The 25,966-nt window shown below is 35.5% G+C and carries 32 protein-coding genes, 1 tRNA gene and 1 pseudogene; 13 read left to right on the top strand and 21 right to left on the bottom strand.

The window, feature by feature from the left end:
- Positions 1–3 precede the first annotated feature (3 nt).
- Positions 4–600 carry a heme-binding protein gene (locus tag CY0110_RS09930; protein ID WP_008275282.1) on the bottom strand — a complete coding sequence of 199 codons (597 nt, stop codon included), beginning with the start codon at positions 598–600 and terminating at the stop codon, positions 4–6.
- Positions 601–941: 341 nt separating this feature from the next.
- Between CY0110_RS09930 and CY0110_RS09925 the strand changes: the two genes are divergently transcribed.
- The 3 genes from CY0110_RS09925 to CY0110_RS09915 all read left to right on the top strand — a co-directional run bounded on the left by CY0110_RS09925 (position 942) and on the right by CY0110_RS09915 (position 4,167).
- On the top strand, positions 942–1,991 hold the full coding sequence (locus tag CY0110_RS09925) for a leucine-rich repeat domain-containing protein (protein WP_008275281.1): 1,050 nt from the start codon (positions 942–944) through the stop codon (positions 1,989–1,991).
- 162 nt (positions 1,992–2,153) lie between these two features.
- Positions 2,154–3,167 carry a glycosyltransferase gene (locus CY0110_RS09920; protein WP_008275280.1) on the top strand — a complete coding sequence of 338 codons (1,014 nt, stop codon included), beginning with the start codon at positions 2,154–2,156 and terminating at the stop codon, positions 3,165–3,167.
- 73 nt (positions 3,168–3,240) lie between these two features.
- Positions 3,241–4,167, top strand: a complete 927-nt coding sequence (locus tag CY0110_RS09915; RefSeq protein WP_008275279.1) for a tetratricopeptide repeat protein — start codon at positions 3,241–3,243, stop codon at positions 4,165–4,167.
- A gap of 19 nt (positions 4,168–4,186) precedes the next feature.
- On the opposite strand, the gene CY0110_RS09910 is transcribed toward CY0110_RS09915, so the two are convergent.
- The 3 genes from CY0110_RS09910 to CY0110_RS09900 all read right to left on the bottom strand — a co-directional run bounded on the left by CY0110_RS09910 (position 4,187) and on the right by CY0110_RS09900 (position 6,468).
- Positions 4,187–4,603 (bottom strand): response regulator, encoded by a 417-nt coding sequence (locus CY0110_RS09910; RefSeq protein ID WP_008275278.1) that lies wholly within the window; start codon positions 4,601–4,603, stop codon positions 4,187–4,189.
- Between the two features lie 221 nt (positions 4,604–4,824).
- Positions 4,825–5,661: an alpha/beta fold hydrolase gene (locus CY0110_RS09905; protein ID WP_008275277.1), complete on the bottom strand. Its 837-nt coding sequence runs from the start codon at positions 5,659–5,661 to the stop codon at positions 4,825–4,827.
- Positions 5,662–6,468: an inositol monophosphatase family protein gene (locus tag CY0110_RS09900; RefSeq protein WP_008275276.1), complete on the bottom strand. Its 807-nt coding sequence runs from the start codon at positions 6,466–6,468 to the stop codon at positions 5,662–5,664.
- A 257-nt stretch (positions 6,469–6,725) separates the two neighbouring features.
- Between CY0110_RS09900 and CY0110_RS09895 the strand changes: the two genes are divergently transcribed.
- Positions 6,726–6,923, top strand: coding sequence for a hypothetical protein (locus CY0110_RS09895; RefSeq protein ID WP_008275275.1), 198 nt, complete (start codon positions 6,726–6,728; stop codon positions 6,921–6,923).
- Between the two features lie 7 nt (positions 6,924–6,930).
- Here CY0110_RS09895 and CY0110_RS09890 read toward each other — a convergent pair whose 3' ends face one another.
- The 5 genes from CY0110_RS09890 to CY0110_RS09870 form a co-directional block, all read right to left on the bottom strand.
- A complete protein-coding gene (locus CY0110_RS09890; RefSeq protein WP_157464564.1) occupies positions 6,931–7,623 on the bottom strand; it encodes a cyanoexosortase B system-associated protein in 693 nt (230 codons plus the stop codon).
- A gap of 4 nt (positions 7,624–7,627) precedes the next feature.
- Entirely contained in the window at positions 7,628–8,563 is a 936-nt protein-coding gene (crtB, locus tag CY0110_RS09885) for a cyanoexosortase B (protein ID WP_008275273.1), read from the bottom strand.
- A 35-nt stretch (positions 8,564–8,598) separates the two neighbouring features.
- Positions 8,599–9,732 (bottom strand): DegT/DnrJ/EryC1/StrS family aminotransferase, encoded by a 1,134-nt coding sequence (locus CY0110_RS09880; RefSeq protein ID WP_008275272.1) that lies wholly within the window; start codon positions 9,730–9,732, stop codon positions 8,599–8,601.
- A gap of 228 nt (positions 9,733–9,960) precedes the next feature.
- On the bottom strand, positions 9,961–10,875 hold the full coding sequence (locus CY0110_RS09875; RefSeq protein WP_008275271.1) for an ABC transporter permease: 915 nt from the start codon (positions 10,873–10,875) through the stop codon (positions 9,961–9,963).
- 50 nt (positions 10,876–10,925) lie between these two features.
- A complete protein-coding gene (locus CY0110_RS09870; RefSeq protein WP_008275270.1) occupies positions 10,926–11,738 on the bottom strand; it encodes an SAM hydrolase/SAM-dependent halogenase family protein in 813 nt (270 codons plus the stop codon).
- Positions 11,739–11,828: 90 nt separating this feature from the next.
- Between CY0110_RS09870 and pirA the strand changes: the two genes are divergently transcribed.
- Positions 11,829–11,987 carry an arginine synthesis PII-interacting regulator PirA gene (gene pirA / locus CY0110_RS30375; RefSeq protein WP_008275269.1) on the top strand — a complete coding sequence of 53 codons (159 nt, stop codon included), beginning with the start codon at positions 11,829–11,831 and terminating at the stop codon, positions 11,985–11,987.
- Positions 11,988–12,485: 498 nt separating this feature from the next.
- Entirely contained in the window at positions 12,486–13,853 is a 1,368-nt protein-coding gene (locus CY0110_RS09865; protein ID WP_008275268.1) for an NAD(P)/FAD-dependent oxidoreductase, read from the top strand.
- A 118-nt stretch (positions 13,854–13,971) separates the two neighbouring features.
- On the opposite strand, the gene CY0110_RS09860 is transcribed toward CY0110_RS09865, so the two are convergent.
- From CY0110_RS09860 to CY0110_RS27935, 8 genes are all read right to left on the bottom strand, one after another.
- The gene (locus CY0110_RS09860) at positions 13,972–15,024 is read right to left on the bottom strand and encodes a hypothetical protein (protein WP_008275267.1); all 1,053 of its coding nucleotides are present in this window, start codon (positions 15,022–15,024) and stop codon (positions 13,972–13,974) included.
- A 118-nt stretch (positions 15,025–15,142) separates the two neighbouring features.
- Positions 15,143–15,216 (bottom strand) — tRNA-Met (locus CY0110_RS09855).
- 114 nt (positions 15,217–15,330) lie between these two features.
- Positions 15,331–16,287 (bottom strand): asparaginase, encoded by a 957-nt coding sequence (locus tag CY0110_RS09850; protein ID WP_008275266.1) that lies wholly within the window; start codon positions 16,285–16,287, stop codon positions 15,331–15,333.
- Between the two features lie 16 nt (positions 16,288–16,303).
- A complete protein-coding gene (locus CY0110_RS09845) occupies positions 16,304–16,804 on the bottom strand; it encodes a CGLD27 family protein (RefSeq protein ID WP_008275265.1) in 501 nt (166 codons plus the stop codon).
- Positions 16,801–17,244 (bottom strand): ribosome silencing factor, encoded by a 444-nt coding sequence (rsfS, locus tag CY0110_RS09840; protein WP_008275264.1) that lies wholly within the window; start codon positions 17,242–17,244, stop codon positions 16,801–16,803. The genes CY0110_RS09845 and rsfS overlap by 4 nt, the downstream gene beginning before the upstream one ends.
- Positions 17,245–17,317: 73 nt before the next feature.
- Complete coding sequence (locus CY0110_RS09835) at positions 17,318–17,578, bottom strand: hypothetical protein (RefSeq protein WP_008275263.1); 261 nt, start codon at positions 17,576–17,578, stop codon at positions 17,318–17,320.
- Between the two features lie 78 nt (positions 17,579–17,656).
- Positions 17,657–18,514 (bottom strand): DNA adenine methylase, encoded by an 858-nt coding sequence (locus tag CY0110_RS09830; protein WP_035799054.1) that lies wholly within the window; start codon positions 18,512–18,514, stop codon positions 17,657–17,659.
- A 10-nt stretch (positions 18,515–18,524) separates the two neighbouring features.
- Entirely contained in the window at positions 18,525–19,337 is an 813-nt protein-coding gene (locus tag CY0110_RS27935; RefSeq protein ID WP_008275261.1) for a hypothetical protein, read from the bottom strand.
- 274 nt (positions 19,338–19,611) lie between these two features.
- On the opposite strand from CY0110_RS27935, the gene CY0110_RS09820 reads away from it, so the two are divergent.
- The 6 genes and pseudogenes from CY0110_RS09820 to CY0110_RS09800 all read left to right on the top strand — a co-directional run bounded on the left by CY0110_RS09820 (position 19,612) and on the right by CY0110_RS09800 (position 23,354).
- Positions 19,612–20,574 carry a hydrogenase small subunit gene (locus CY0110_RS09820; RefSeq protein ID WP_008275260.1) on the top strand — a complete coding sequence of 321 codons (963 nt, stop codon included), beginning with the start codon at positions 19,612–19,614 and terminating at the stop codon, positions 20,572–20,574.
- Between the two features lie 98 nt (positions 20,575–20,672).
- Complete coding sequence (locus CY0110_RS09815) at positions 20,673–22,268, top strand: nickel-dependent hydrogenase large subunit (RefSeq protein ID WP_008275259.1); 1,596 nt, start codon at positions 20,673–20,675, stop codon at positions 22,266–22,268.
- Between the two features lie 74 nt (positions 22,269–22,342).
- Positions 22,343–22,561 carry a type II toxin-antitoxin system HicB family antitoxin gene (locus CY0110_RS09810; RefSeq protein ID WP_035799048.1) on the top strand — a complete coding sequence of 73 codons (219 nt, stop codon included), beginning with the start codon at positions 22,343–22,345 and terminating at the stop codon, positions 22,559–22,561.
- 49 nt (positions 22,562–22,610) lie between these two features.
- Positions 22,611–22,730 (top strand): annotated as a pseudogene (locus CY0110_RS29925) (DUF29 domain-containing protein); the annotation flags it as partial.
- 41 nt (positions 22,731–22,771) lie between these two features.
- Positions 22,772–22,996: a hypothetical protein gene (locus CY0110_RS09805; RefSeq protein ID WP_008275256.1), complete on the top strand. Its 225-nt coding sequence runs from the start codon at positions 22,772–22,774 to the stop codon at positions 22,994–22,996.
- Positions 22,986–23,354, top strand: coding sequence for a putative toxin-antitoxin system toxin component, PIN family (locus tag CY0110_RS09800; protein ID WP_008275255.1), 369 nt, complete (start codon positions 22,986–22,988; stop codon positions 23,352–23,354). Before CY0110_RS09805 ends, CY0110_RS09800 begins: the two co-directional genes overlap by 11 nt.
- A 264-nt stretch (positions 23,355–23,618) precedes the next feature.
- Here CY0110_RS09800 and CY0110_RS09795 read toward each other — a convergent pair whose 3' ends face one another.
- Positions 23,619–23,825 (bottom strand): DUF2283 domain-containing protein, encoded by a 207-nt coding sequence (locus CY0110_RS09795; RefSeq protein ID WP_008275254.1) that lies wholly within the window; start codon positions 23,823–23,825, stop codon positions 23,619–23,621.
- Between the two features lie 95 nt (positions 23,826–23,920).
- On the opposite strand from CY0110_RS09795, the gene CY0110_RS09790 reads away from it, so the two are divergent.
- A complete protein-coding gene (locus CY0110_RS09790) occupies positions 23,921–24,136 on the top strand; it encodes a hypothetical protein (RefSeq protein ID WP_008275253.1) in 216 nt (71 codons plus the stop codon).
- 81 nt (positions 24,137–24,217) lie between these two features.
- Here CY0110_RS09790 and CY0110_RS09785 read toward each other — a convergent pair whose 3' ends face one another.
- The 3 genes from CY0110_RS09785 to CY0110_RS09775 form a co-directional block, all read right to left on the bottom strand.
- On the bottom strand, positions 24,218–25,396 hold the full coding sequence (locus tag CY0110_RS09785; protein WP_008275252.1) for a HEPN domain-containing protein: 1,179 nt from the start codon (positions 25,394–25,396) through the stop codon (positions 24,218–24,220).
- A gap of 105 nt (positions 25,397–25,501) precedes the next feature.
- Complete coding sequence (locus CY0110_RS09780) at positions 25,502–25,708, bottom strand: hypothetical protein (protein ID WP_008275251.1); 207 nt, start codon at positions 25,706–25,708, stop codon at positions 25,502–25,504.
- 1 nt (position 25,709) lies between these two features.
- On the bottom strand, positions 25,710–25,964 hold the full coding sequence (locus CY0110_RS09775) for a hypothetical protein (RefSeq protein WP_008275250.1): 255 nt from the start codon (positions 25,962–25,964) through the stop codon (positions 25,710–25,712).
- Between the last annotated feature and the right edge of the window lie 2 nt (positions 25,965–25,966).

The following is a 25,966-nucleotide window of genomic DNA, read 5'->3' as shown; positions in this document are numbered from 1 at the left end:
AGTTTATTGAGTGACTGGGATTTGAATTTCGCTACGTTTTGTAGCATCTGGTTTATAAGGGCCGTCATAAAACAAACGGCGAGGTTTTCCTACCATTTGATAAGAAGGATTTTCTGATAGCCAATTTTTTAGCTTTTCTATTCCTTCTTGATAACTTTTGTAGGAATAACCCCCAACTAATCCTAAGCTTACCACTGTCATAGAAGGAACATCTTCTACTGTAATATTATCGGCTATTTCTTGAGGATAAATATCTGTATTTCGATAGAGAAATGATACTGTGGCTTCCCCTGTTTTTTCATTGGTTTCTAAGGTATTGAGAGGGTAACGAGTTTCGACCGGTGCCGTCATAGAAATATTATTACTGCTTATATGTTGATATAAAGAAGAAAAAGCTTGACTTCCTGCTTCAGAGAAATTGCCTGAATAGTAATATGTAGCAGCACGATAAGCAGGATATTGCTTAATTTCTATCTTTCCTGGGGTAGTAGGAGAGGGAAAACCGACAGGAAGTGGCGCACTATTAGCCTGATAAATACCAAAAGCAAACCAAGCGATCGCTATAATACCTAATGGTAATAACAAATAGTAAAATTTCATCCCAAATAAATCAATGATTACCAATAAACTGTAACATAAATACAGTTACTGATGAAAGTCTAAAAACCTAAGTTAGTATACTTTGAAAATAATGATAGAGTCTTTAAGAAGAATAATATTGAAATTCCTTATCCTCAAAGAGATTTACACATTATTAATAGTATTCAAAATGAAAATAATAAGAGAATGGAGAATCTGAAATTGTGATCGAGATCAATAAAAATTAGTACCTAGAACACTGCACTATATATTCTTTTTGCTTTTAAAAGTATTATGTTATACTGAGGAAAATACGGTCAAATATTTTTTTATTACTAATATTTTTTGAGGATGCTTATATTATGCTACGTTTTAAACAAGTCATTCTTTCTTCTCGCGTTATTCAATTTTTATTCGGTTTATTATTGTTTCTTTTTTTAAGTGAAACTTGGCTAAATTATACATCTTTAAATGCAACTACAGCTTTTACTGAATTATGTTTACATCAAGAAAAACTATCAGAAAAAGCGCAGTATACTGTCTCAATTTTATTAGAAAAAGCTAATAATGCCGACTGCGAAATTGCTGGCCGTAACCTAGCAAAGTTAGAACAATTAGACCTATCAGCTACAGCTATTGAAGACTTGACCCCATTATCTTCATTTCAAAGATTAACAGAATTATATTTAGCAGACAATGAAATATCTGATATTACACCTCTGTCATCTTTAAAAAGAATTGAAAAATTAGAGTTATCTAATAACAATATTAGTAATATTACGCCATTATCTAATATGAAAAAATTAGATACACTTTGGATGTGGAATAACCAGGTTAGTAATTTAAAGCCTCTTTTTGAGTTAACTAATATGACTCATCTTTATCTTCCTTTTAATAAAATTTCTATTATTAATCCCATCGCTTCACTTAATAAATTAGAAGTTATTATTTTTGATAATAATAGAATTACTGATATTTCTACTTTATCTAATCTAAGGAATTTACAAGGAATCTCTTTACTTCACAATAATATAAAAGATATTAGCAGCTTAGAAAATCTTGATAAATTAAAGGTTTTTATCGCTGGTGATAATCAAATTCATGATCTGAGTCCTTTATCCAAATTAACCAAACTTAGTCTCTTAATTCTTGACAAGAATTTTGTCAATAATATTACTCCTTTATCAAATCTGTTCAATTTAGAAAAAGTTTATTTATCCTATAATAATATTATTGATATTACGCCATTATCTAATCTTAAAAAACTATCTAAACTTCAACTTAATAATAATAAGATTCAAGATATTTCTCCACTTAATTTATTAACTCAAATCACCTCTATTGATATTTCTAATAACCCTCTTTACAACTTTAATTGCCCCATTAAACCTGATTCGATTTGTAAATTTTAAACTTGTTATATATCAAAAAAATAAACTAAAATATTAGATAATATTGTTTAATTGATTGAAATTTGTTGATTGTTTGTTATCAACTAAATTTGAAAAGAATAAATATTGTTTTATGTTATGCTAAGAATCAGCTTATAATTAGGATAATTTTGATATAAAATAATGTCTGAATTAGGATTTGTGATCATTGGAAGAAACGAAGGACAACGCTTAATCAGTTGTTTAAAATCTGTTATTAATGAGACTAAAAAGTATGATAATGCTCCAATTATGTATGTTGATTCTGGCTCAACCGATGGCAGTATAGAAACAGCAAAATCCTTAGGAGTATCAGTAATTTCTCTAGATAGCGATCGCCCTTTTACAGCAGCTAGAGGCCGTAATACAGGATTTACATGGCTACTCAAACAATATCCTAACCTTACCTACGTTCAATTTATGGATGGAGATTGTACCCTAGCTGATGGATGGATAGAAAAGGCTTTAGAGAAATTAGACCAAAACCCAACTTTAGCCATTGTTTGTGGTAGAAGAAAAGAAAAATTTCCCGATGCGACTGCTTATAACCGTTTAGCGGATATGGAATGGAATACCCCCATCGGAGAAGCCAATGCTTGTGGGGGTGATGCGTTGATGAGAGTCGAAGCACTCCAACAGGTAAAGGGATTCAATGATAGCTTAATTTGTGGGGAAGAACCAGAAATGTGCATCCGTTTACGTGGCCAAGGATGGAAAATTTGGCGTTTAGACCACGATATGACCTATCATGATGCAGACATGACTCAGTTTAGTCAATGGTGGTCCCGTATGGTGCGAAGTGGTTGGGCTATTGCTCAGGGAATGGCCATGTACGGTTTCACCCCTGAAAAGTATATGGTACGTCAGGGGATTAGTAATTGGTTATGGGGGTTGATTTTACCCGTAATGGCTTTGGGGTTAGCTTGGTGGACATACGGTTTAAGCCTGATTTTATTGATAGGGTATCCCCTGTTAGGATGGCGTATTTATCGATATCGTTGCGCTTGTGGGGATAGCAAGTCCCATAGCCGTTTATATGCTTTCTTCTGTGTTTTAGGCAAATTTCCTCAAATTATTGGTCAATTTAAGTATTGGTTGAAAAAATTGCAAGGTCAACCAGCCACGCTGATTGAATATAAAAAATCCCAAGTTGGATAACTTTTTAACCTTAATGATTTATTGTGGCAATCACTAATCATATCTTTTTCCTCTACACTAGGAAAGGCGCACAATGTTAAACAAACTTAGAGATCAAACTGTGTTTAAACGTAATTGGTTACTATCTTTATTGGTGAGTGTGGGAGTTTGGCAGTTCAGTGTTCCGGTTATGGGACAAATGCTTCTACCCTACACCCCTCAACTAAATGCAGAAGAATTGAAAGAGCAAGGCTTACAAGTGGCTGAAGAAGCGGCCCAATTGATCCGCTTTCAACAACATGAGTTAGCCTTATCACGGGCAAAACTAGCCACTCAGTTAGCCCCAAATGAGTATCAACCTTGGTTTATTTTAGGAACGTTATATATTATTAAACAAGAGTTAGACCCAGGGGTAACGGCTTTAGAAAAAGCCTTAGCCCTACAACCCGAAGAAGTGGGCATTAAATTTACCCTAGGAAATGCTTATTTTCAACAAGGGAAATATCAACAAGCGGCCACCGAATTAGAAGAAGGATTAAAGATAAAATCTGATGTCCCTTCAGCGCAGTTTGACTTAGGAAATGCTTATTTTAAACTAGGTCGCATGGGGGAAGCGATCGCCGTTTATCAAAAAGCAGTTGATCAACAAGAAGATTTTTGGCCAGCTATTAATAACATTGGTTTAATTAAGTACGAACAGGGAAATATTAAAGAAGCGATCCAACATTGGGAAAAAGCCCTAGAAATTGATCCTGAACAAGCAGAACCTAAATTAGCTTTAGGGGTTGCTTTGTATGTTCAAGGGCAAAAACAACAAGGACTTGAATTCGGAGAAACTGCCTTAGAATTAGATAGTAATTATGCAGAACTGCAACATCTAAAAGACAATCTCTGGGGAGAAAAATTACTCAAAGATACCCAAACCTTTTTGACGACCCCTCAGATGCGATCAGTTCTCACTCAACTAGAAGGAGAGTCTTCTACAACGACAGAAAATGAAGAACAGACCAGGGATCAGTAATAAAATGGGGATCTTTTCCCTAAACCTTTTCTGTTTTAGGATGATTGGTGATGGTGGTTAAAATCTGATTAACGAATTGTTCGTGATCGACCACCGGTTTAGAGATATAACCATCAGCCCCGCTTTTTTCTAGGAAATGTTCGCGATCGCCTTCCATAGCGTGGGCAGTTACTAAAATTACGGGTAAATTAGCGGTTTTGGGATCAGCTTTGAGAAATTGGGTAATTTTGATCCCATCAACCGATTTCCCTTTATAAACACTATGGGAAAGAGACACATCCATCAGAATAATATCAACTTCCCCTCCTTTGGCAATTTTCATCACCTCTTCTACGTCTTCTGTCCCTTTAACAGTTAAACCCCCTCGTTTGGTGAGAATTTTTGAGAAGACACGAAGATTAATCGGATCATCTTCTACAATCAAAACTGTGGTCATCGGTATCTATTTAACCTCTTGTTATTATTGGGAAAATTCTCAAGCTATAGCTTATGTTACCCTGATTGCCTAGTTAACATAACAATCTTATAGCAGTTCTCTTATCTTGTGAGGTACACGGGGGATCGCTTTTAGGCAATAGGCAATAGGCAATAGGCAACGGGGAACAGGTAATAGTAAGAAATTAAAAATTAATCTGATTAGAGTAAGAAGCGATCTAATTAATTAAATTTGGATAAAAAGCCTTTAACAGTTTCATTAAAGGGAGTGGGTTCAACTAGAAAAGCCCAATGGTTTCCAGGGACTTCGGCAATTTCTAACTGTTTTAAATAAGTTTTATAGGGCTTCAGTTGCCATGCTGTTCGATTCAGTCCTTTTTCGGGTTTAATAAATAACGTAGGAATATCAATATCTTCAGTGAGTCCTGCATATTTCATCACTTCTTCAAAAATTTCATCTCTGGCTTGTTTAATAAATTTACTTCCCCATTTCCCTTGTTCTTTTTCTTCCATTCCTAACTTAAATACTTGCTGTTGTAAAGGAGTCCAACCTTGATATTGTTTCAATCCACGGGCTAAGGTTTCTGCTTCTTCGTAGCTGTTGAATGGGCCAATTACTTTCAAAAACGGTAAGGTTTTGTAGAGAATAGGGAAAGTTACTTTAAACCATGAAGGCATTTTATCAATAAAAAAAGGATCAATTAAAATTAAATTTCTAAACCTTTCTGGTTGTTTCGTTACCCAAATTGCTGCTAATTTAGCCGACCAAGAATGAGAAATTATATGAGCGGATTGCCAACCCAAATAATCCATAAATTGGTTTAAATCAGCAATATAATCTGAAAATTTGTAGCCTTTTTTCGGTTTACTACTTTCTCCATGACCCCGAAGATCCGGGGCGACAATATGATAATCTTCAGCTAAATAATCCCCTAAACTAGACCAGACAAAAGCATGATCCACTAACCCATGTAATAATAACAAAGGTTCTGTCCCTTGATTCCATTCGAGATAGGACAATTCCACTTGAGATAGTTTAATATTTTTCCGTTCAACCATTTACAAAACACATTCAACTAACGGTTTAAATAAAGAAATAAACTTAGACTGATTAACAACTAAAGAAGGAATTGATTTTTTACCATAGTTTTCACCAATGGTTAAAGGGAAAAAAGCAGTATTTTCTAAGAAAATAAAACTCCCTCCGGCTGCTTGAACAATGACCCAAACGGCTGCAATATCCCAAATTTTAGGGGTTGCTTCCACGCCTCCTACTGCAGCACCAGAAGCTACCAATAATAGATTATAACTAGCTACTCCAATCATACGAATTTTACAAGGAAAAGGCTTTTGCAACACCTTGAGACTGCGCGCACAAAGATTAAATAGATGACTTTTGCTAGGGGTGTCTTCACTGGTGGTAATGGGTTGACCGTTACAATAGGCTCCTGTTGGTCCTGTTAATCCTGAGTCTCCGTACCAATAACCGTAAAAAGACTGTTTGAGGGGGGGAAGATAGACAAACCCAAATACTGGGGTTCCACGATAGAGCAAACCCAAAGAAATGGCCCAGATGGGAACGCCTCTGGTAAAGTTGGTGGTTCCATCGATGGGATCAACGATCCAACACCAATCTTGATCAGGAAAAATATGAGTGGTTTCTTCAGTTAAAATTCCGTGAGTAGGAAATTGTGAGGCGATCGCCTCTCGAATGGTTTGATCGGCCCAGTGATCGGCTGATGTGACCAGAGAACCATCGTCTTTTGCATTTGGGGAAACATTTCCTGCTTCTTCTATTAAGGTGTCTGCGATCGCTGTTGTGGTCTTTTTACAAAAGTTTAAGACCTCAGACCAAAATTGTTCCATTTTATCCAATCGAAAAACCTTTTATTTTAAAGATATCTTCTCAACGATAGAAGGGATGAGAGCAGAAAGCAAGTACACTTAGATATTAACCATCAGTAAAAATACTTAATTTATTAACATTTTAGATTACCAGAAAACTCTCTGGCCAAATTTGTATAAAAGTGTTATGCTAGTAAGCAATTTTTAAGGCTAACTATATTTACAATTTTATCTACTTCAATTTATCCCTGTTTGAAAATAAAAATAAGAGATTTTAAATGCTATCAACTGATACTAAAAAAATTACCATTTTTCGTAACTATTTAATTCTTATGGCAACCTTAGCCATGATGATCACTGGATTAGGTGATCTTTTTAAGCATCCTGATCGGTTGGGACAACAAGATCGTCTTCAAAATTATGGCCGTTTTGTTAGTGGCGTGGTTGTTAATCAAGCCCAAAAAATCGGACGATAATTTGTTATTAAGATTGACTTTTATCGATAAAAACCTCTTTTTCTAAGGCTTTTTGCACTTCTTGACCTAATGATTTGGCTAAAGATTCCATATCCTTTAGGTTTCCTAAAGCTTCCATCGGAATTTTAATCGAAACAGCAACCCAGGGAACCCTTTTATTTTTTAATTGTGCTTTTTGATCAGCTAAAAACCACTGAGAGGGTGAATGATGACCTCCACCTGGCCAAGCATACCATTGAAGTACAGCATAAGTTTTTTGATTCCAAGCTTGAAACCAACGAGCCGTAATTGAATGATTTGGCTCTATTTCTGAGGGAAATTTGAGGGTTTGAGAACTATCACTTTTCCATTTTTCTATCCCTTGTAAATCAACCCATTCTACTTCTGGATGATCTTTGTAATATTTTTGCCCTTTCAAAGCAATAACAACTGGCTTTTGTCCTGATTTTTCAATAACTTGAAATGACCAAGGATAATTATTTATTGAGAGTTCTTTTTGACCGAGGGTTGTCCATCCTGTGAAGTTTAATGATGTTTCAGGGATCTTTCTCATCTGAGCAACTTCTGGAACACGAGGTAATTCAGACCAAGACCATTGTTGAGTCAAGTAGTTAGGAACCGCTACAAATATGATAGCTAAACCTAAAAGACATAGGATAACAACTTGAGAAGTAAACAGTCCTTTTTTAAATTTAAACATATCCTTATTGGGGATCATTTTGGTGATCAAACTGTTCATCAAGATTATCATTATTGACCTCTTCTACAACTTTAGAATTTTCTGAAAAACGATCAAGTAACCAATTGGTTCCAACAATAGTTCCTAACATTCCCACAGAGTAAAGGTCTCCTCCCCAACCCTCGTGGAGAATATCAAAAGCCTTATCCATACCATTACCATGAAAAACCGCTAAGAAGGTATTACGGATAATATTAGCTGTAACACTAATGGTCACGGCTGATACTAATAAAGTAATCACTCGTCCTTTATTTTTAAGATTACCCGTCCAGTCTAATAATAAAAGGGTGACATATAAACTGGTAAAGAGCATTTTTAAACCAGCACAATAAGGAGCCACTTCCACGGGGATGTTATTGACATAAAGATAAATTCCATCTACTTGTGTATTGATACCCAATAGTGTTAATAGAAACCAAGCAACTGAAGCAATAAATTTTTGTAAGGGTAAGGTATAAGGAGTGATTAAATAGGGAATAGCGTTCGGTGTTCCCAAGAAAATTAAAACTAGAGGAAACCAGTTCAGTTTTAATCCAGGTATTCCTTTTAACCAGAGTATAATTCCTGTAATCACAATAGGGAAAGATAAAGAAACTAATTCTCTCGTTCCTGTGATATAAAAAGCTAATCCTAGGGCAAGAAAAAAGCCACCGAGGGGATGAATTTTATTAGGTAGTTTTTGCCACTTTTGGCGATTTCTTCCAAAAATGATATAGGCAGCGTAGGGAAAGCCAATGATGGCATGACTAAAATATTCGTGATCAATATTAATACTTTTATTTAACCAGCCATCATACCAGAAAAAAATAAGCGGAGCATAAAGAACAGTTAAAAAAGCAATTATCAAGACATTGCCTAAATTTCGTTCAATAAATGGATTAATTTTGGAAGTTGTTTGCATTTTTACTAACCTAATTAATATTAACTATAAATTACTTAAATTAACGATAATTGTTCAATCACCCAAGCAATTTGGTCTGACGTAATACCAGGATACATAGGTAAGGATAAAATTTGCTCACAAAGCATCTCAGCTTGAGGAAAATCTCCTAATTGATACCCTAAGCTTTTATAAGCAGGTTGTAAGTGGCAAGGAATGGGATAATGGATGCCGGTTTGAATACCTCGTTCTGCCAGGAACTGTTGTACCTGGTCACGAGACATAGAACAATCTTTGTTAATACGAATAACATAGAGATGATAAACATGACCCTCTTGGCTCAGATTTTTAATAGTAATTATTCCCTTATCTTCCCCTGATTTTAACCCTTGATCATAAATTTGTCCTGCTTGATTTCTCAATTGATTCCATTGAGGCAAATAGGGGAGTTTGACTTGTAAAATGGCTGCTTGTAAGGTGTCTAAACGACTATTTTTACCGACTTCTGTATGGTAATATTTTTTTGGCGCGCCATAATTCCGTAAAGTACGAACCCTCTGAGCAACGTCTTCATCAGAGGTAATTAGCATTCCCCCGTTACCAAAGGCCCCTAAATTTTTACTCGGATAAAAGCTAAAGGCTGCCGCCATACCCACTGATCCAGCCTTATAACCTTCTCGTTGGGCTAAATGTGCCTGGGCAGCATCTTCAAATATAATTAAATCATGAACTTGGGCAAAGTCTAATAACGCCCTTGGGGATACCATTTGACCGTATAAATGAACAGGGAGAATTGCTTTTGTTTTAGGGGTAATGGCTTTGGCAGCTAAGTTTAAATCAATCAGAGCCGTATGAGGATCGCAATCAACTAAAATAGGAGTAGCTCCTGCTTGAATGACTCCCATTACTGTGGCAATAAAGGTATTAGCTGGAACTAAGACATCATCCCCCTGAGTAATGCCACAAGCTTGTAATCCTAAAGCGATCGCATCAGTTCCTGAAGCTACTCCCACACCGTATTTAACACCACTAGCTTGAGCGAATTCTGCTTCAAATTCTTTTAAGGTTTTTCCTAGAATAAAATCTCCCCGTTGAACCACTGTGGATATGGCTTGTTCAATGTCAGCTTGTATGGGTTGATGTTGTAGAGTTAAATCGACAAAAGGGATAGTTTTTGAGGATACGATCATTGATAATAGGTTTATTTTATAGAGAATCTTGAAAGTTGATGCCTCATTGTATCTTATGAACAACGATTAGGCATCGCTTACCAGTTATTAGTTAGGTTAAATGTTACTTTGCTCAAGTCTAAGTAGAATATGTCCTAATTTGTCCGCTTTTTATAAAAATTTCAACCACCAAAATTTATGTTTTGCTTTGTATTGATTAAACCAGTAACATAATAGGTATAGTTGAGATTATTTTGTATTTTTAGGATCAAAGGCATCTCTTAGTCCATCTCCAATATAGTTAATACTTAAAACGGTCAAGAAGATAGCCAAACCAGGAAAAAAAGCAATATGAGGTGCAGTGGTTAAATAATCTTTTGCTTGGAATAACATCTGACCCCAAGTGGGAACATCAGGGGGAAATCCTAATCCTAAAAAACTTAAAGTTGATTCGGTAATAATAGCATTCCCTACCCCTAAAGTAGCTGCTACTATGATAATACTCAATACATTAGGAAGAATATGAATTAATATAATACGGCTAGGTTTTGCTCCTAAAACAACTGCTGCTTTGACAAATTCCATTTCTCTTAATTTTAAAACATTTCCTCTGACCAGTCGTGCAACGGACATCCAATTGAGTCCACCAATAACCAATACAACTAAGACAAAAATTCCTAATTCTGGACCGGCAACTTTTTTAATGGGTTCTCTAAATAAATAGACGACTAATAATAACAAAGGTAGCTGAGGCAACGCTAAAAATAAATCCGTTAACCTCATCAATAAACCATCAACAATTCCTCCGTAAAATCCTGCGATCGCTCCTATGGTTGTTCCTAAAAAAATAGCAACTAACATAGCTAAAATTCCGACAGTGAGAGAAATTCTTCCACCAAAAAAAACCCTTGCTAAAATATCTTGTCCTAGAGAGTTGGTTCCAAAAGGATGATCTAAACTGGGTACACTACTGGCTTGAGAAAAGTCAATTTCATCAATAGAAACCTGATAAATAAATGGTCCAATTAGCACTGATATGATAATAATCGTTAAAGTTATTAATCCAAAAATAGCTAAAGGATCTCGTTTAAATTTTTTCCAAATATAATTCCATTCTTTTTGTCTAATCTTCTCTTGATTTGATTTGTTGCTAGTAAAACTCATATTATTTAAGTTAACAATAATTCAAGTAATTAATAAATAATGGTATCAATTTATTTAAAAAGAATGGTGATTTTATCTCCCCATTGAAGCTGCATTTTTTCTTGTGCGTTACCTCCATTGATCGCAATTTCTATCCAGCCATGACTACCAATTAATGTTATCATTTCTCCTAGGGGAACATCGCTATAAGTTAAACCCGATTGTATCTTTTGATTGTTAATGACAATTGACCAATTTTTATTTTTAACATGATGGGGCAAAATATTAGTAATTAGATTGCCAAAATGATCAATATATTGAATGGAACCTTGTATCTTTTCGTCTGTAATTTGAGGAAATTGTAACGGAAAATCTATTAAACTATCAATAGAAATAACTTCCCCTAGGGCTTCTAAAGGAACGCCAGAGGCTAAATAAGCAGCAACTGGGGCGAAAATATCTCGACCATGAAAAGTTAAACTAACATCCTTAACGCGCCAATAGTCAGTATTGGTTAAAGATACCGCTTTTTTTGCTTGATATTGCGCCAAAATACCACTAAATAAACCGTTATCAGGCCCCACTAAATACCCCTGGGAACACTCAATGGCGACACTGCGTCTCTGACTACCGACTCCTGGGTCAACTACCGCTAAAAACACCGTATCTTTAGGAAAGTAAAGATAGGCGTTCATTAAACAAAATCTAGCGGGCCAGATTTGCTGAGGTGGAATATGGTGAGTCAGATCAATCATGGGTATATTAGGATTAATAGCAGCTATGACTCCTTTCATGATCCCTACATAGCCATCTTTTAAGCCAAAATCTGTCAAAAGAGCGATCGCCTTAATTTTTGATTGTTTCGTCATGGGAATCAATGTCATAAATATTTCTTAATAACTGGCAACAAACACGGACTAGATGTTATGTTAGGAGTAGCACATACCATAAAAATCAATAAAAGGATGTTTACTATGAACAAAATGAGTCAAGAAACGGTAACACAAGCTATCAAAACTCATCGGGAAAGTCTACGAAAGAGTTTACAACATCGCTTAGAAGTTGCTCGGTCTTCTAATAATGATTATTTAGTCCGTCAACTCGAAGCAGAAGCAGCTTATTTACATCTTTAATCTTTTTCTGAGACATCCCTAACCCGCAACACCTTAATTCATAATGGTAGTTCATGCGGGGGGAAACTGAGAATTCTAAAGGGGTTTTCTCTCAATTATTTCAGTATAGTAACTTAGGGCGACCGCTGATAAAAAGATTGATTAAGAATTGAATAATTATTGATTATCAAATCTAAGATTTAATTAATAATTGATACTTATTTATCCATACTGAAATATATAAGTTTTCAGTATTACTTTTACTTTCAAAATATTATTGAGATCATACTAGAAATCGGTAAATTAAACAGTAGTGAGATACACTGTTAGTTATACTTAGGTAATTTATACTAATAATTGAATAAGATTTAAGGGACTTAAACACTCTTTTAAACATCACCTCAACAACACTATCAATCTTCAATGCGTCTGTATTTAAACCCCAAAGATGTATTAATTTTGTGTGAGTATTTGTTTTCCTAAATCTTTTCACCCCAATCTAAAAAGGGATAAAACTTTATGTTTAAGCAACAAAACAATGACAATAGCCTTCATCATATTGTAATTGTTGGCGGAGGTTTTGGTGGACTTTATGCAGCACAGAAATTAGCGAAAGCCGATGTTAAAGTCACCTTAATTGATAAACGAAACTTCCATGTTTTTCAACCCCTACTTTATCAAGTCGCCACAGGAGGGTTATCTCCAGCAGATATTTCTTCTCCCTTACGAGCTTTATTGAGCAAAAACAAGAATACAGAAGTTTTGATGGGGGAAGTAACTCAAATTGACCCAGACCGGCAAACAGTCAAACTTCGTTACCGAGACATTCAATATGATTCTCTCATTTTAGCCACGGGGGTCACACAGAAGTATTTTGACGATAGTTGGGAAGAAAAAGCCCCAGGGTTAAAAACCATTGAAAATGCCATAGAAATCCGTAGAAGGGTCTTTATTGCTTTTGAATCGGCGGAAAAAGAACTGAACCCAGAACGACGCAAAGACTGGTTAACCTTTGTCTTAGTAGGGGGTGGACCAGCCGGGGTGGAATTAGCCGGCGCTTTAGCTGAATTAGCTCACGGAACTTTAAAAGAGGATTTTCGCAATATTGAAACCTCTGAAGCAAAAATCATCCTCTTACAAAGCCCTCAATACATTTTGCCGAATTATCCTCCCCATCTCTCTCTAAAAGCCCAAAAATCTTTAGAACAGTTAGGGGTAACAGTCAAGACAAGTGTGAGAGTCACGGATATTAAAGGACAGTTAGTAACCTATCGTCAGAGTGATACCTTAGAACAAATTCGTACCCGTACCATTCTTTGGACAGCCGGCATGAAAGCTTCTCCCGTTGCTCAGATGTTAGCTGAGTGTGCAGAGGCACAACTGGATAAAGCGGGACGGGTGATAGTTGAACCTGACTTTCACTTAGCTAACTACAAAAATATCTTTGTTATTGGAGATTTAGCCCATTATCCCGATGAAAAAGGAGGAATTTTACCCGGTATCGCTCCTGTAGCCATGCAAGAAGGAGAATATGTCGCCCGTTTTATCTGCAATGGACTACAAAACCGTCCTCCCAAACCCTTTAAATATAGGGACTGGGGTAATTTAGCAGTGATTGGTAAACATCAAGCGGTTGTGGATATGGGTTGGTTAAAATTGTCCGGTTTCTTGGCTTGGTTTGTTTGGTTATTTATCCACGTTTTCTATCTGTTGGAATTCGATAATAAATTAATTGTCATGGTTCAATGGGCGTGGAGTTACTTTACAGAAAGTAAAGGGGCCCGTCTCATTACCACCCCAGGAGAAGACCCCGAAATTAATCTTGAAGATGACCAGGAAACCATCATTTATCAAGCAGCCTCTCTCAAAATGTCCAATATTACTTAAGTTATGACATTACTGTAAGGTGGGCAATGCCCACCCTACAAGGTTTCGTAGTGCTATAGTTGACCCTAACCTTATCAATAATTATTCTTTGAAAAGATTGTAATTTTTTTGTTTTTTATCAAGAGATAACTTGAATTTTGTTAGCATTTTCTAAGAGAATTTGGGGATTAGCTTGTTGAGGAGAAATAATATTAATTTTTCCTTGTGCTTTAATCATTACATTAGGATTAATTAAAAAGTTACGACCAGCTTTTACCGTTTCTAAGTGATTTTTCCAAATGGTTGCTAATTTTTCTCGAATAATTTCAAATTCTTCTGCATCTTCAAAATTCACTAAAGTATAATAACGAGATAATCCTTGAGTTGTAACTTCTATGGCATAAACGTCAAATTTGATTTGAGGACTTTGAGGAAATTTAACTAATTTTCCTGTTAATGTTTCTTCTATTTCGTGCTTTGCTACCAATTGATCGACTACTTTTAAAGGATTTTTAGCTTTTAAATTTAAGTTTAAGTGAGTAGGTTTTTTTGGCCATGATTGTATCGTATAACTCAAATCAATTAAGTCTCCGCGATATAAATCTTTGGTTAATTCTGGATTATTAACAAAAATCGGTATTACTTTATCTTTATATTCGACTACTAATATTTTTCCTTCATTATCAATAGCATGAACTTTAAAAACTGCATGATTTTTATACTTTAAATCTACTGGTATGTTTGCCTGGTATTCATAATTCTTGTAACCTTCTAATCCATTCCATGATTCCATTACTACAGCCGATTTAACTACAATATGGGGCTGTGGACTGGGATTTTTAACTAATTTTCCTTGTAAACAAACTTGGTCATGCCTATCTGTATTTCTTAAAATATCTTGTGTTTTATTGTTACCAGGAATCACAGAGAATTGCTGTGATTTAAAAAAGTTATCAGGATCACGAACGGATAAAACAAATACATTGTCTTGGGGAATAACCCCATGAATTTCTCCTAATAACCCTGTTGTTTCTAATTCGTTGCCTAAGTTGGATAAATTAATTCCTTGATAAGCTTCTTCATGATAAACGCAAGTTTGATCTGCAGATAATGCCGAAGAAAAAAAGGTAATTCCTGACGTTATAATAGTAATCAATAATAACAACAAAAGACCCTGATAGCGTTTCAACATTTCAAAGAATCATTCTCCAAAAATCAACAGTACAAACTTGACAAAAAAATTTTTTGTGATTATTTATAAACAAAAAAGTAAGAGTCAACTTCTGTTAACCCTTACTTCTTCTAAAGAATAGCGGGAGGCGGATTTGAACCACCGACCTTCGGGTTATGAGCCCGACGAGCTACCAGACTGCTCTATCCCGCGTCGCCTTTCCTAGTATAACAGTAAGGTCTAAAAAATTGCAAGCTTTTTTTAAAAAAAAGGAATAAGGAACGGGGAACAGGCAATAGGGAAGGGTTACGGGGACTAAGACAATCATCAAGACATCACTAACTCTCCTTCTACTTCTAATCGTTTATAACTACTCAACATCATAAAAGTTTCGGCAAGACTTTCTGCCACGCTGGTGCTGATCCAACCCATTTGCCGTAAGATATGGATAGCTACAGCAGACTTAGCTCGTTTCGAGCCGTCTAGGACTTTTATTGCTAGTCCCATGCCTTCCCCGACGCGGCCAATACATTGAATTCCTTCGGCCCCTGCTTTACTAACTAACTCCCCTTCTGTTAAACGCATCAACTCAGTATCGAAAGATCCCTCACCGGATACCATAGTGGGATAATAAGTCATCGATCGCAGAATCCGTTCTAGGTCTAGACGTTTTCCAGAAGACAGTTGAGCGTATAAATGGGCCATCTGGGAGAGTTTCATCGAATAAGTGGGTGCGCCACAGTCGTCGTGTGCGCCGATCAACTCAGCCCCTGGAATGCCTAATAATTCCCCAATTTTATCTAAAATCAACTTTTGTACAGGAGACGATCGCTTTAAATAGGTGTTTAATGGCCAGTTGCGTTGCTGACACACGGCCAACATTCCGGCGTGTTTTCCAGAACAGTTATGTTGTAAAGGACTACTGCATCCTGGTGGGGTAGGACATTGTAAGGCACTGGGGTCAATATCCGCTCGCCAGAGAACATTAAACACTTGTCTAGCTTGTTCAACGTTTCCTTGATGGGAACTACAGATAATAGCGAGGTCTTTATCGCTTAAATCATAGCGTTCGAGGGTTCCTGTAGCCATCACCCCTAATGCTTGAAAGGGTTTAAGGGCCGAACGAACAAAGGCTGTGGTTTCTGGGTTGCCGGCGACGGAGAGAACCCGTCCCCTGTCATCACAAACCGTTGCTTCTATGTGATGGGTTGATTCTACGATCCCTTCTCGCAGTAGGTGAACTTCTAGTTTTGGTGTTATGTGACGTTTTGCTCTGGTTGTCATAAAGAATTAACTTGAATTATAAACATAGCCAAACCATGCTATCCCCTGCCATTAATAAGGCTAACATCCCGGTAGTACGGGTTAAGCGTCCTAAAATGGGCTTAATTTGGTAGGAGACAATCAGGCGATCGCGGGTTAACATTTCTGGGGGTTTGGGCCAGGTTTGTCCGTCGTACCATCCTGACTCTTCATAAAAGATGGTTTCTTTTTTCAGGCGATCGCTGACATAGTGCCATCCAAAGAATAATTGTAATAGGATCAAGGCTAAGATAAACCCGGCACCCAAATTACTGAGGAGAACAAAGCGTAACACAGATTGATCGGGAGAAAAGCTTGCTGCTGCAATGGGACTGGTTATAAACCAGCCTATTATCCAAACAACAGCTATTTTACGCCAAAACAGGGGGGTTTCTAAGGTTGCCCACTGAAAAAACCAAGATTCTTTCAACTCCTCATATTCGTTAACTGGTTGTTGTTCTAGGGGAACTGGACAAACTTGTATAGATGATTCCCTCATGATCGTGATACTTGTGTAACTTCTAATGATGAAAATTCTAGCCTTTCTGCATGACCCCAGAAGGCTTCTAAGTTATAAAATTCTCGTTCTTCGGGTAGAAAGATATGAACGATGACATCCCCGAAATCCTGTAAAATCCAGTTACCGTCGTTTTTCCCTTCTGTTTGTTTAGGAACTTGTTGATGGGTTTGATAGACTTTTTCTTCGATCGCATCTGCGATGGCTTTGACTTGAGTGCGAGAAAACCCTGTCACAATAACAAAATAATCCGTTAGATAGGAAACTTCTGTGACTTTGAGGATGGTTATATCGCTGGCTTTGCGATCGTCGGCTGCTTGGGCTATGGTTAGAGCTAGGTTTTGAATTTGTTTGTCGCTGGTATTTTCGATCACTGTTAAGTTGCTTGAATAGTTAGCGATAGTATTTTCGTAATGAGTCATTTATATTTCTATATATTGTACAGATTTTTTTTTTAAGATGACGGAATCAAGAGCTAGGTGTTAATAAACTTAATTAACTACTACGATTAAGTTCTTCTTGTAACCAGGGATCAACTGCTTGACCATCTTTGCGTTTTAATTCTATTCTCATGCTTGTTTTGAGGTTAGAATTAGGGGATACTGGTTGAGGATGAAATGAAATTTCGTAGGCATTGGGATCTTCGTTTTGTTCTCTTAACCAATCTTGGACTTTGATGGCACAAAAAAAGGATTGTCCTTGCTCAAACATTCGTGATATTTGCATTTGCAGGGTGTGGGGATTAACTCTAGGCATACAGTTTAACGATTAATGGTATTTTCTTCTTTATATTCTAATCAATTTTTTTCTTGATTTCTCTCTCTTCATTTCTAGTTAACAAATGTTTAAGTTTAAAGACAATTGTTGACTTTTTGGGATAGGTTTCTCTTGTTGGTAGTTTCTAATAAAAATTTCTTGTCCTTTTTCAGCTTTCCCTTGTTTATAATTATTCATGCCATATTGTAACTTCCAAGGAATAATAGTATGGTCTTGAAAATAGTTTCTAATCTCTTGAGCCTCATCATAAGTAATTAACCATTGATGGTCACATTGTTTCATGGTTTCGGCAAAGTCTTGATGATTAAATGATGTATGTAAATTTCCATTTTTTCCATACAGTTTAGACTTGGTTGCCGTTAAATAAGGAGGATCTAAAAAGATAAAAGTATTTTCACCTTCTTGTTTAACAACTTCTCTATAATCTAAGTTAGTAATACGAATTTCTGGAAGAAGATCACCTAACCTTTCTACGCGATCAATAGATGATTCTGTAAATCTGCTGTGAAAAGATTTGTCTGAGTAACCGCCTGATTCAATCGTTCCTGAAAAAGTAATTCTATTTAATACAAAAAAACGAACTGCCCTATCAAAATCAGACATTTTTTGTACATCAACTTGACTTAATTCCGTAAATAATTCTCGTCCATCTTTTCTATTTTTTTTGATAGCTTTTAGTTCAGTAACTAACATTTTTAAATCAGATTGAGCAATTTTCCAAAATAAATATAATTCTGGGTTTAAATCATTAATCCAAATCTTGACATTTGGATAAACTTGTTTAAGATAAATAAAAACTGAACCACCCCCAACAAATGGCTCTCGATACTCAGAAAAATCATTAGGTAACTGTTCTTCTATTTGTTTAATCGCTCTTGATTTTCCACCAGGATACCGTAAAGGACTTTTAATCATCATCATTTAATTAGTTAAATTGATCTTGAAAAATTAGTTTACCATTATTATGAACTTGGAGATTATATTCATTAATTGAATAAGTGTAAGTGCCATTTCTCCAAATAAAATCTCCTATTTTCTTATCTTTACCTAAAAATAGACAGCCTTTTCCATCTACACAACCATAATAGGTTCCTGCTTCATAATTTACAGTGTATTGACCTTTATTACCATAAAATGTGATTTTTTTAGTATCATTGCTATTTTCTTGTTTAGGAATACTATCTACTTGTTCTTTAAGTGCATCTTCAAAAATTAGTTGATTATGATTTAATACTTCAACTTGATCATTATCTATCTGGTAAATGTAAGTACCATTTCTCCAAACAAAATCTCCTATTTTCTTATCTTTACCTAAAAATAGACAGCCTTTTCCATCCACACAACCATAATAGGTTCCTGCTTCATAATCTACAGTATATTGCCCTTTATTACCGAAGTAAGTAATAATCGTATTATCAGAATTTTTTGATAACTTATTATCTGATTCAAATCCTATTATATTTTTGTTGTTAATAGAATTAGGTTTTTGGTTTTCACTTAATCTGTCTGCTTCTTCTTTCGTTTTTTTTGGATTCTCTTCTCGTAAATAAGTTGACTTTTTAGAGCTAATATTATCATTATCATGCTTTTGTTGAGGAAGCTTGTTAGGTCTTCTCTCTATCTCTACTGATTTAGGTTTTGATGAGTCAGTTGCTTTTTCTCTAGAGGAATGTTTTGTGTTGAAGTAATCAAATAAGCCAGCCAAAATAAGAGCGGTTGGAGCTATACCGAATACCAACAATTTTTTTGTAATTTACCATATTTACAAGCTTTTTATCGTTTGATGTTGAAGTTAATAAACAAGTGTCTGTAAATTCTAATACACTTTTATAATCTTTGTGTCATGATTTCATGGTGAAAACTAATAGAAAAATAGAGCAAAATATCAACAAGTAATAAGAAAATTTACAGCATCAAAATTTATCTAAACAACAGTTAAATAAAGCTTAAATCATGCCAAGAAATGACTAAAATTATAGCATAATGACTTGAAAACCTATAAGAGACAGTCTATGGCTAATGTTTTATGGCTGCAAGGTGGTGCCTGTTCTGGGAATACAATTTCCTTTCTGAATGCAGAAGAACCCACCGTCGTAGACTTAATTACTGACTTTGGGATTAATGTCTTATGGCATCCATCCCTGGGTTTGCAATTAGGTGATGAATTACAACAACTGTTACACGACTGTGTTAACGGTAAAGTCCCCGTAGATATCTTAGTCTATGAGGGAAGCGTCGTCAACGCCCCCAACGGAACTGGTGAATGGAACCGTTTCGCCGGTCGTCCGATGAAAGACTGGTTAACCGACTTATCAAAAATAGCTGGTTTCGTGGTTGCAGTGGGAGACTGTGCCACTTACGGGGGCATTCCAGCAATGGAACCCAACCCTAGCGAGTCCCTTGGGGTTCAATTCCTCAAACGGAACAAAGGAGGTTTTTTGGGGACTGATTATGTATCCCAAGCTGGCTTACCTGTTATTAATATACCCGGTTGTCCAGCACACCCTGACTGGATCTCTCAAATTTTAGTAGCAGTGGCCACAGGAAGAGTCGGAGACTTAACCCTTGATGAGTTCCACCGTCCGCAAACCTTCTTCCGAAGCTTTACCCAAACTGGTTGCACCCGTAATATGCACTTTTCCTACAAAGCAACCACTCAAGATTTCGGACAACGGACTGGATGTCTATTCTATGATATGGGATGTCGTGGACCCATGACTCACTCTTCTTGTAATCGTATCTTATGGAACCGTGTTTCCTCTAAAACCCGTGCCGGTATGCCCTGTTTAGGCTGTACTGAACCGGAGTTTCCTTTCCATGATCTTAAACCAGGAACCGTCTTTAAAACACAGACTGTAATGGGTGTTCCTAAAGAGTTACCGGCAGGTATTAATAAGAAAGATTATGCCTTAATGACCGTTGTATCTAAAGATGCCAGTCCTTCTTGGGCGAACGAAGATATCTTTACAGTCTAAACACTAAACAGTGACCAGTGAACAGTGACCCATAAATTTATTTAACTGATAACTGGTCACTGATAACTAAAATATTTACCATTCTTGAGAGTAACATTATGGCAGTACAAAAATTAGAAATATCCCCAGTGGGGAGAGTCGAAGGGGACTTAGACGTTAGAGTAGATATTGAAGATGGCCAGGTCGTTAATGCTTGGACCAAAGCCGAATTATTTCGGGGTTTTGAAGTTATTTTAAAAGGAAAAGATCCCCAAGCTGGCCTTATCGTAACTCCCCGTATCTGTGGTATTTGTGGCGCATCTCATCTAACTTGTGCGTCTTGGGCGTTAGACACTGCTTGGGGAACAGAAGTGCCTCGTAACGCCATCCTAGCACGAAACTTAGGCCAATTAGTCGAAACCATCCAAAGTCACCCCAGACATTTTTATGCTTTATATGCGATCGACTTAACCAATAAAAAGTATAAAAATAGCCCTTTCTACGAAGAAGCTTGTAAGCGGTTTAGTGCGTTTACTGGGACTTCTTACGAATTAGCTATTACCACCTCAGCTAAACCCGTAGAACTTTACGCTTTATTTGGGGGACAATGGCCTCATTCTAGTTATATGGTTCCTGGTGGTGTCATGTGTGCGCCCACTCTAACCGATATTACTAGAGGCTGGGGTATTATGGAATATTTCCGAACTAACTGGTTAGAACCAGTTTGGTTGGGATGTTCCTTAGAGAGATACGAAGAGATCCAAACCTACGAAGACTTTTTAGAATGGTTAGATGAGAGTCCCAACCATGCAAACTCCGATCTCGGTTTCTATTGGCGTATGGGGTTAGATATAGGTTTAGATAAGTATGGTGGTGGTCCTGGCCGTTATTTAACTTGGGGTTATCTCCCTCACGAAGACAAGTATCAACGTCCTACTGTAGAAGGCCGTAACGCCGCAGTGATCATGAAAGGTGGAGTTTACGACAGCTTCACCGATATGCACCACATGGTAGACCATACCTTTGCACGGGAAAATACCAGCCACGCTTGGTACGAAGAAGGAACCGCAGACGTTCATCCGTTTGATCGCACCACTCAACCTAAACATCTTAATACTAACGACTACGACGGTAAATATTCCTGGTCCACTGCAGTAAGTCATAAGGACTTAGGCCGCATGGAAGTGGGTTCTTTGGCCCGTCAGTTAGTTGCTGGTGGCAAACATGGAGAAAGTTGGCAACACTATGATGGTTTAATCTTGGATATGTTCAAGAAAATGGGTGGAGCTAGCATCCATCTCCGTGAGTTTGCACGGATGCACGAATCAGTGAAACTGTATCGGGAAGTTGAAAGATGTCTGCGTGAGTTTAAATTAAACGATCCCTGGTACATTAAACCCACCGAAAAAGATGGCCGCGGTTGGGGTGGGACTGAAGCCAGTCGTGGGGCTTTATGTCACTGGGTTGAAGTAGAAAAGGGTAAAATCAAGAATTATCAAGTGATTGCACCCACCACCTGGAACGTGGGACCCAGAGATGGAAATCATACCAGAGGACCTATTGAAGAGGCGTTAGTGGGTATTCCCATCGAAGATAGCACCAACCCCGTAGAAGTGGGCCATGTAGCGCGATCGTTTGATTCTTGTTTGGTTTGTACGGTTCATGCTCATGATGCTAAGACCGGCAAAGAATTAGCTAGGTTCCGTACTAATTAATATTGGTAGGGTGGGCAATGCCCACCTTATTTTTTTTGGTTATTATAATTAAACAAATTATCTACAAAACAATTATGAAAGGCGAATTGACAGCCATTATTGAAGCAGCAGAAGAAGGCAGATATTGGGCTATTTGTCGTGAAATTCCTGGTGCTAATGGTCAAGGGGAAACTATCGAAGAAGCCAAAAAAAGTTTAAAAAGTGCTATTCAATTAATTTTTGAGGATCGTTTAGCTGATATTGATCGAGGACTTCCAAAAAATGCGATTAAAGAAACAATTTCTATTCCATGAAACGTAAAGTATTAGAAAAAAAATCACGCAAAGCAGGTTGCTATCTGAATCGTTTAAAGAGGGAAAATTGGCGAAGTTTGGGGTTCGTATTCCTCAAGAACATGAGTATCCTGAAAGCTGTCCTTTTACCATTGAACAGATATTAGATGAAGATTTTTATGGCATTTAGTTGATTATGTTATAATAATTAAAAATAATTAAGTAATAAATATGACTATAATTACCCTTGAAGTTCCTTCTGAAATTGCAGAAGCTTATCAAACTGCTTCTCCAGAAGAAAAAAAACAAATTCAATACATTGTTACTCTTTTACTAAAAAGAAAAGATGAAAATGATCTTGAATTCTTAAGAAAAATCATGGACGAGATAAGTGATAGAGCAATATCTAGAGGTTTAACCCCAGAAATTTTAGAATCAATTATTAATGAATCCTAAACAGTACTTTGTTATTGATACTAATGTTTTAATTAGTGCTGTTTTGTTCAAAAATAGCAAAGCACGTCAAGCTTTGAATAAAGCTCAAAATATAGGGAAAGTATTAATATCTTCCTCGGTTTTACTAGAATTAGAAGATGTTTTATTTAGAACTAAATTTGATAAATATGTAACTCAATTTGAACGAAGGTTTTTTCTTAGTAACTTTCTCAAAACAGTTAAATTTGTAGAAGTTAGAGAAATTATCAAAATTTGTCGTGATCCGAAAGACAACAAAATTCTTGCTTTAGCTGTAGATGGAAAAGCAAAATTTATTATTACGGGAGATCAAGACTTACTTAGTCATATAATTCTATAAATCAAGATAATTGTGTCAGATTCTAAAACATCAAAAAAAAGTTTTATTTATATCCTACCTCTGTTAATTCCTAGATTGATTACTTTCCTAGTATCAATGCTACCATTTTTAATATTACCTATTTTTTCCATTGTATCACTTTCCGTTTTTGTCGTTATTTTATCAAAAGCTAATGTAAATATATTTATACTTTTTATTAGTTGATTGTATTAAAATTAGCGATCGCACTGTAGTTGTAAGCCCACCTCATGATTTAAAGTAGAGTTAAAAATCAACAAATTCAACTTTTGAAGCATCTAGTTTAGTTCCTAAATAGTTTAATCTTTCAATTCCAATAATATGTCCCTCTTGATCTTTAATTAAAGATAAATCTTCTTCTACTTCATCAACTAAAAATTCTTTTTGTGGATCATCAAACCAAATGGTTAAAGTTTTTGCTTGCTGATCATGATAAATTTTTAAGTTGTCCATATTAAGTCAGATTGTTTAATTTGGTTAGTTCGATACGTTTTAATAATATTCTGCTAAAATAGAAAGTTGTTAATACTTAATTTTTCAAAAAAATCATGCAAGCTAAAGAGCTAACTGTAGAAGAACTTAAACAGTTAATTCAAGAAACTGTTGAAGAAACTATCAATTCTATTCTGTTTGATCCAGACGGCAATCAAGAACTTAAACCAGAAGCAAAAGAACAAGTTTTTAATTCTCTAAAACGTACTGAAAAAGGAGAAAAAGGAATTTCAGCCGAAGAAGTGGCGAAAAAACTAGGATTAAACTGGTAATGAGTTACTCCATTGAATTTACTTTGGATGCTACAGCAGAAATAGAAACACTTACTTCAACAATTCAAATTAACATATCTATTATCCTAACTTTTGATCTTCAATCCATTGAAGCAAAGATTTTCGATCCTGAAATTCTCTTCTTAAATCAATCATTTTTTGAGTAAATTCAATAACTAATTTTCGTAATTTATCTAAATCTGATGTTAAAATTGCTTTATTTCCACCATGAGAAATTTTACTACGATTTTTATAAAATTCTTTAATACTCTGTTTTATGATTTTACGTTTTTCCAATTCGCTTTCTAAGATAATAGCTACTCCTTCAGCTATTGTATTTGTAATAGGATTTCCATATTCTGCAGTTAGAAAAGTTTCTAAGCAAGTAATTAAATTGAGTAATTCATTTTCGGGTTCTCTTTGTATCTGAGAAAGTGATATCCAATGAATACCTCTAAATATTGTTCGTTCAAATTCTGATAGTTCAGAATAATCTTTTTTTAAGAGTTTTGCTAATTCAAAAAGTCCTTTGTCTTTCATTGACTCAATAAAATGAGTTGTATTTTCACTAACACCTTGATTGATTTTCATATAAATTAATTCTCCTCTTGATATGATAGGAACAGTGTAATGAATTGGATTAATATCTCCTCTGATACCAATAACTGTTTTACTAGGAGCATTAGCATAACGTAATATGTCAATAATTCTGCGTGTTTCTTCTTCTGCTCTTTCTATAGCTCTTTTTTCTTCTGCTATAGTTGTGTATTCAGCAAAGAGTTGTTTTCTAAAATTTTCCTCTTCTTTCACTCGTTCTTGTTTTAAAACAATATCACCTATTTCAAGATAATCTTCCTCAAAAATCATACCATCGATAGGGAGATAAACAGTAACTTTCTCATGATAATTGTCAAAATAATCAATAATTTTATTCAGTAAAAGTAAAAGACGATTAGAATCTTGATATTGGACTGCATCTATTAATAAGTTATCTAACCTACTCGAAATACTTGATTCAGTAAATTTATCAAACCACTTTCCCTTTAACATTATTTTTTTCTTGAAGTTTTCATATTTATCTAAATATTTATTAGATAAATTAAACTCAATTTTATGACTTATCTTACCTTGATTTTCATAAGTAATTGAAATGTTAATATTTCGCCCTGTTGGATTAGGTTTTTTATGAGTTTGTGCAGCAATTTCTAAAATGTTTTCAACAATTCTATCTTTTTCTGATTGAGTCCATTGATATACCATACTTGATTTTTATTGTATCAATATAATTTCTACCTCCAGCATATATACTAACTTAAAAATGTAGATATTATCCACTCTATAGTTTTTCATGATAATAAGGTAGAGTTAAAAATCAACAAATTTGACTTTTGAAGCATCTAGTTTAGTTCCTAAATAATTTAATCTTTCAATTCCAATAATATTTACTTGTTGATCTTTAATTAAAGATAAGTCTTCTTCTACTTCATCAACTAAAAATTCTTTTTTTGGATCATCAAACCAAATGGTTAAAGTTTTTGCTTCGTGATCATGATAAATTTTTAAGTTGTCCATATTAAGTCACCTCGTTTAATTTTATTAGTTCAGTTTCTCCCCATATTTCAGGTAAGGGTATTACCCAAGATATAGGAACAGAAACAATATCTAAAGTTTCTCCATCTCTAAAAACTTCTAAATTATAACCAGGCTCTGATTGTTTTTTTGTAGGTTTTAAATAGTCTAAAACGACTCCTTTATCCCCTTTTTTTACTAGGCTGTTAGGAACATCATATTTTAATTCTACCCATTGAAACAATTGAATATTTGTCACGA

The organism is Crocosphaera chwakensis CCY0110 (assembly GCF_000169335.1).
Lineage (GTDB): Bacteria > Cyanobacteriota > Cyanobacteriia > Cyanobacteriales > Microcystaceae > Crocosphaera > Crocosphaera chwakensis.
The sequence above is the reverse complement of the archived record's forward strand: the minus strand, read 5'-3'. Positions and strand labels throughout refer to the sequence as shown.

Coding starts and splice junctions, on each gene's coding strand:
- CY0110_RS09905 (WP_008275277.1), bottom strand. CDS start 5,661: ATGGTTGAACGGAAAAATATTAAACTATCTCAAGTGGAATTGTCCTAT.
- CY0110_RS09815 (WP_008275259.1), top strand. CDS start 20,673: ATGGCAGTACAAAAATTAGAAATATCCCCAGTGGGGAGAGTCGAAGGG.
- CY0110_RS09780 (WP_008275251.1), bottom strand. CDS start 25,708: ATGGACAACTTAAAAATTTATCATGATCACGAAGCAAAAACTTTAACC.
- CY0110_RS09925 (WP_008275281.1), top strand. CDS start 942: ATGCTACGTTTTAAACAAGTCATTCTTTCTTCTCGCGTTATTCAATTT.
- CY0110_RS09810 (WP_035799048.1), top strand. CDS start 22,343: ATGAAAGGCGAATTGACAGCCATTATTGAAGCAGCAGAAGAAGGCAGA.
- CY0110_RS09910 (WP_008275278.1), bottom strand. CDS start 4,603: ATGACCACAGTTTTGATTGTAGAAGATGATCCGATTAATCTTCGTGTC.
- CY0110_RS09830 (WP_035799054.1), bottom strand. CDS start 18,514: ATGATTAAAAGTCCTTTACGGTATCCTGGTGGAAAATCAAGAGCGATT.
- CY0110_RS09865 (WP_008275268.1), top strand. CDS start 12,486: ATGTTTAAGCAACAAAACAATGACAATAGCCTTCATCATATTGTAATT.
- CY0110_RS09845 (WP_008275265.1), bottom strand. CDS start 16,804: ATGAGGGAATCATCTATACAAGTTTGTCCAGTTCCCCTAGAACAACAA.
- CY0110_RS09835 (WP_008275263.1), bottom strand. CDS start 17,578: ATGCCTAGAGTTAATCCCCACACCCTGCAAATGCAAATATCACGAATG.
- CY0110_RS09860 (WP_008275267.1), bottom strand. CDS start 15,024: ATGTTGAAACGCTATCAGGGTCTTTTGTTGTTATTATTGATTACTATT.
- CY0110_RS09920 (WP_008275280.1), top strand. CDS start 2,154: ATGTCTGAATTAGGATTTGTGATCATTGGAAGAAACGAAGGACAACGC.
- CY0110_RS09800 (WP_008275255.1), top strand. CDS start 22,986: ATGAATCCTAAACAGTACTTTGTTATTGATACTAATGTTTTAATTAGT.
- CY0110_RS09785 (WP_008275252.1), bottom strand. CDS start 25,396: ATGGTATATCAATGGACTCAATCAGAAAAAGATAGAATTGTTGAAAAC.
- CY0110_RS09880 (WP_008275272.1), bottom strand. CDS start 9,732: ATGATCGTATCCTCAAAAACTATCCCTTTTGTCGATTTAACTCTACAA.
- CY0110_RS09930 (WP_008275282.1), bottom strand. CDS start 600: ATGAAATTTTACTATTTGTTATTACCATTAGGTATTATAGCGATCGCT.
- CY0110_RS09915 (WP_008275279.1), top strand. CDS start 3,241: ATGTTAAACAAACTTAGAGATCAAACTGTGTTTAAACGTAATTGGTTA.
- CY0110_RS09895 (WP_008275275.1), top strand. CDS start 6,726: ATGCTATCAACTGATACTAAAAAAATTACCATTTTTCGTAACTATTTA.
- pirA (WP_008275269.1), top strand. CDS start 11,829: ATGAACAAAATGAGTCAAGAAACGGTAACACAAGCTATCAAAACTCAT.
- CY0110_RS09790 (WP_008275253.1), top strand. CDS start 23,921: ATGCAAGCTAAAGAGCTAACTGTAGAAGAACTTAAACAGTTAATTCAA.
- CY0110_RS09900 (WP_008275276.1), bottom strand. CDS start 6,468: ATGGAACAATTTTGGTCTGAGGTCTTAAACTTTTGTAAAAAGACCACA.
- crtB (WP_008275273.1), bottom strand. CDS start 8,563: ATGCAAACAACTTCCAAAATTAATCCATTTATTGAACGAAATTTAGGC.
- rsfS (WP_008275264.1), bottom strand. CDS start 17,244: ATGACTCATTACGAAAATACTATCGCTAACTATTCAAGCAACTTAACA.
- CY0110_RS09850 (WP_008275266.1), bottom strand. CDS start 16,287: ATGACAACCAGAGCAAAACGTCACATAACACCAAAACTAGAAGTTCAC.
- CY0110_RS09805 (WP_008275256.1), top strand. CDS start 22,772: ATGACTATAATTACCCTTGAAGTTCCTTCTGAAATTGCAGAAGCTTAT.
- CY0110_RS09875 (WP_008275271.1), bottom strand. CDS start 10,875: ATGAGTTTTACTAGCAACAAATCAAATCAAGAGAAGATTAGACAAAAA.
- CY0110_RS09870 (WP_008275270.1), bottom strand. CDS start 11,738: ATGACATTGATTCCCATGACGAAACAATCAAAAATTAAGGCGATCGCT.
- CY0110_RS09795 (WP_008275254.1), bottom strand. CDS start 23,825: ATGGACAACTTAAAAATTTATCATGATCAGCAAGCAAAAACTTTAACC.
- CY0110_RS09820 (WP_008275260.1), top strand. CDS start 19,612: ATGGCTAATGTTTTATGGCTGCAAGGTGGTGCCTGTTCTGGGAATACA.
- CY0110_RS09890 (WP_157464564.1), bottom strand. CDS start 7,623: ATGTTTAAATTTAAAAAAGGACTGTTTACTTCTCAAGTTGTTATCCTA.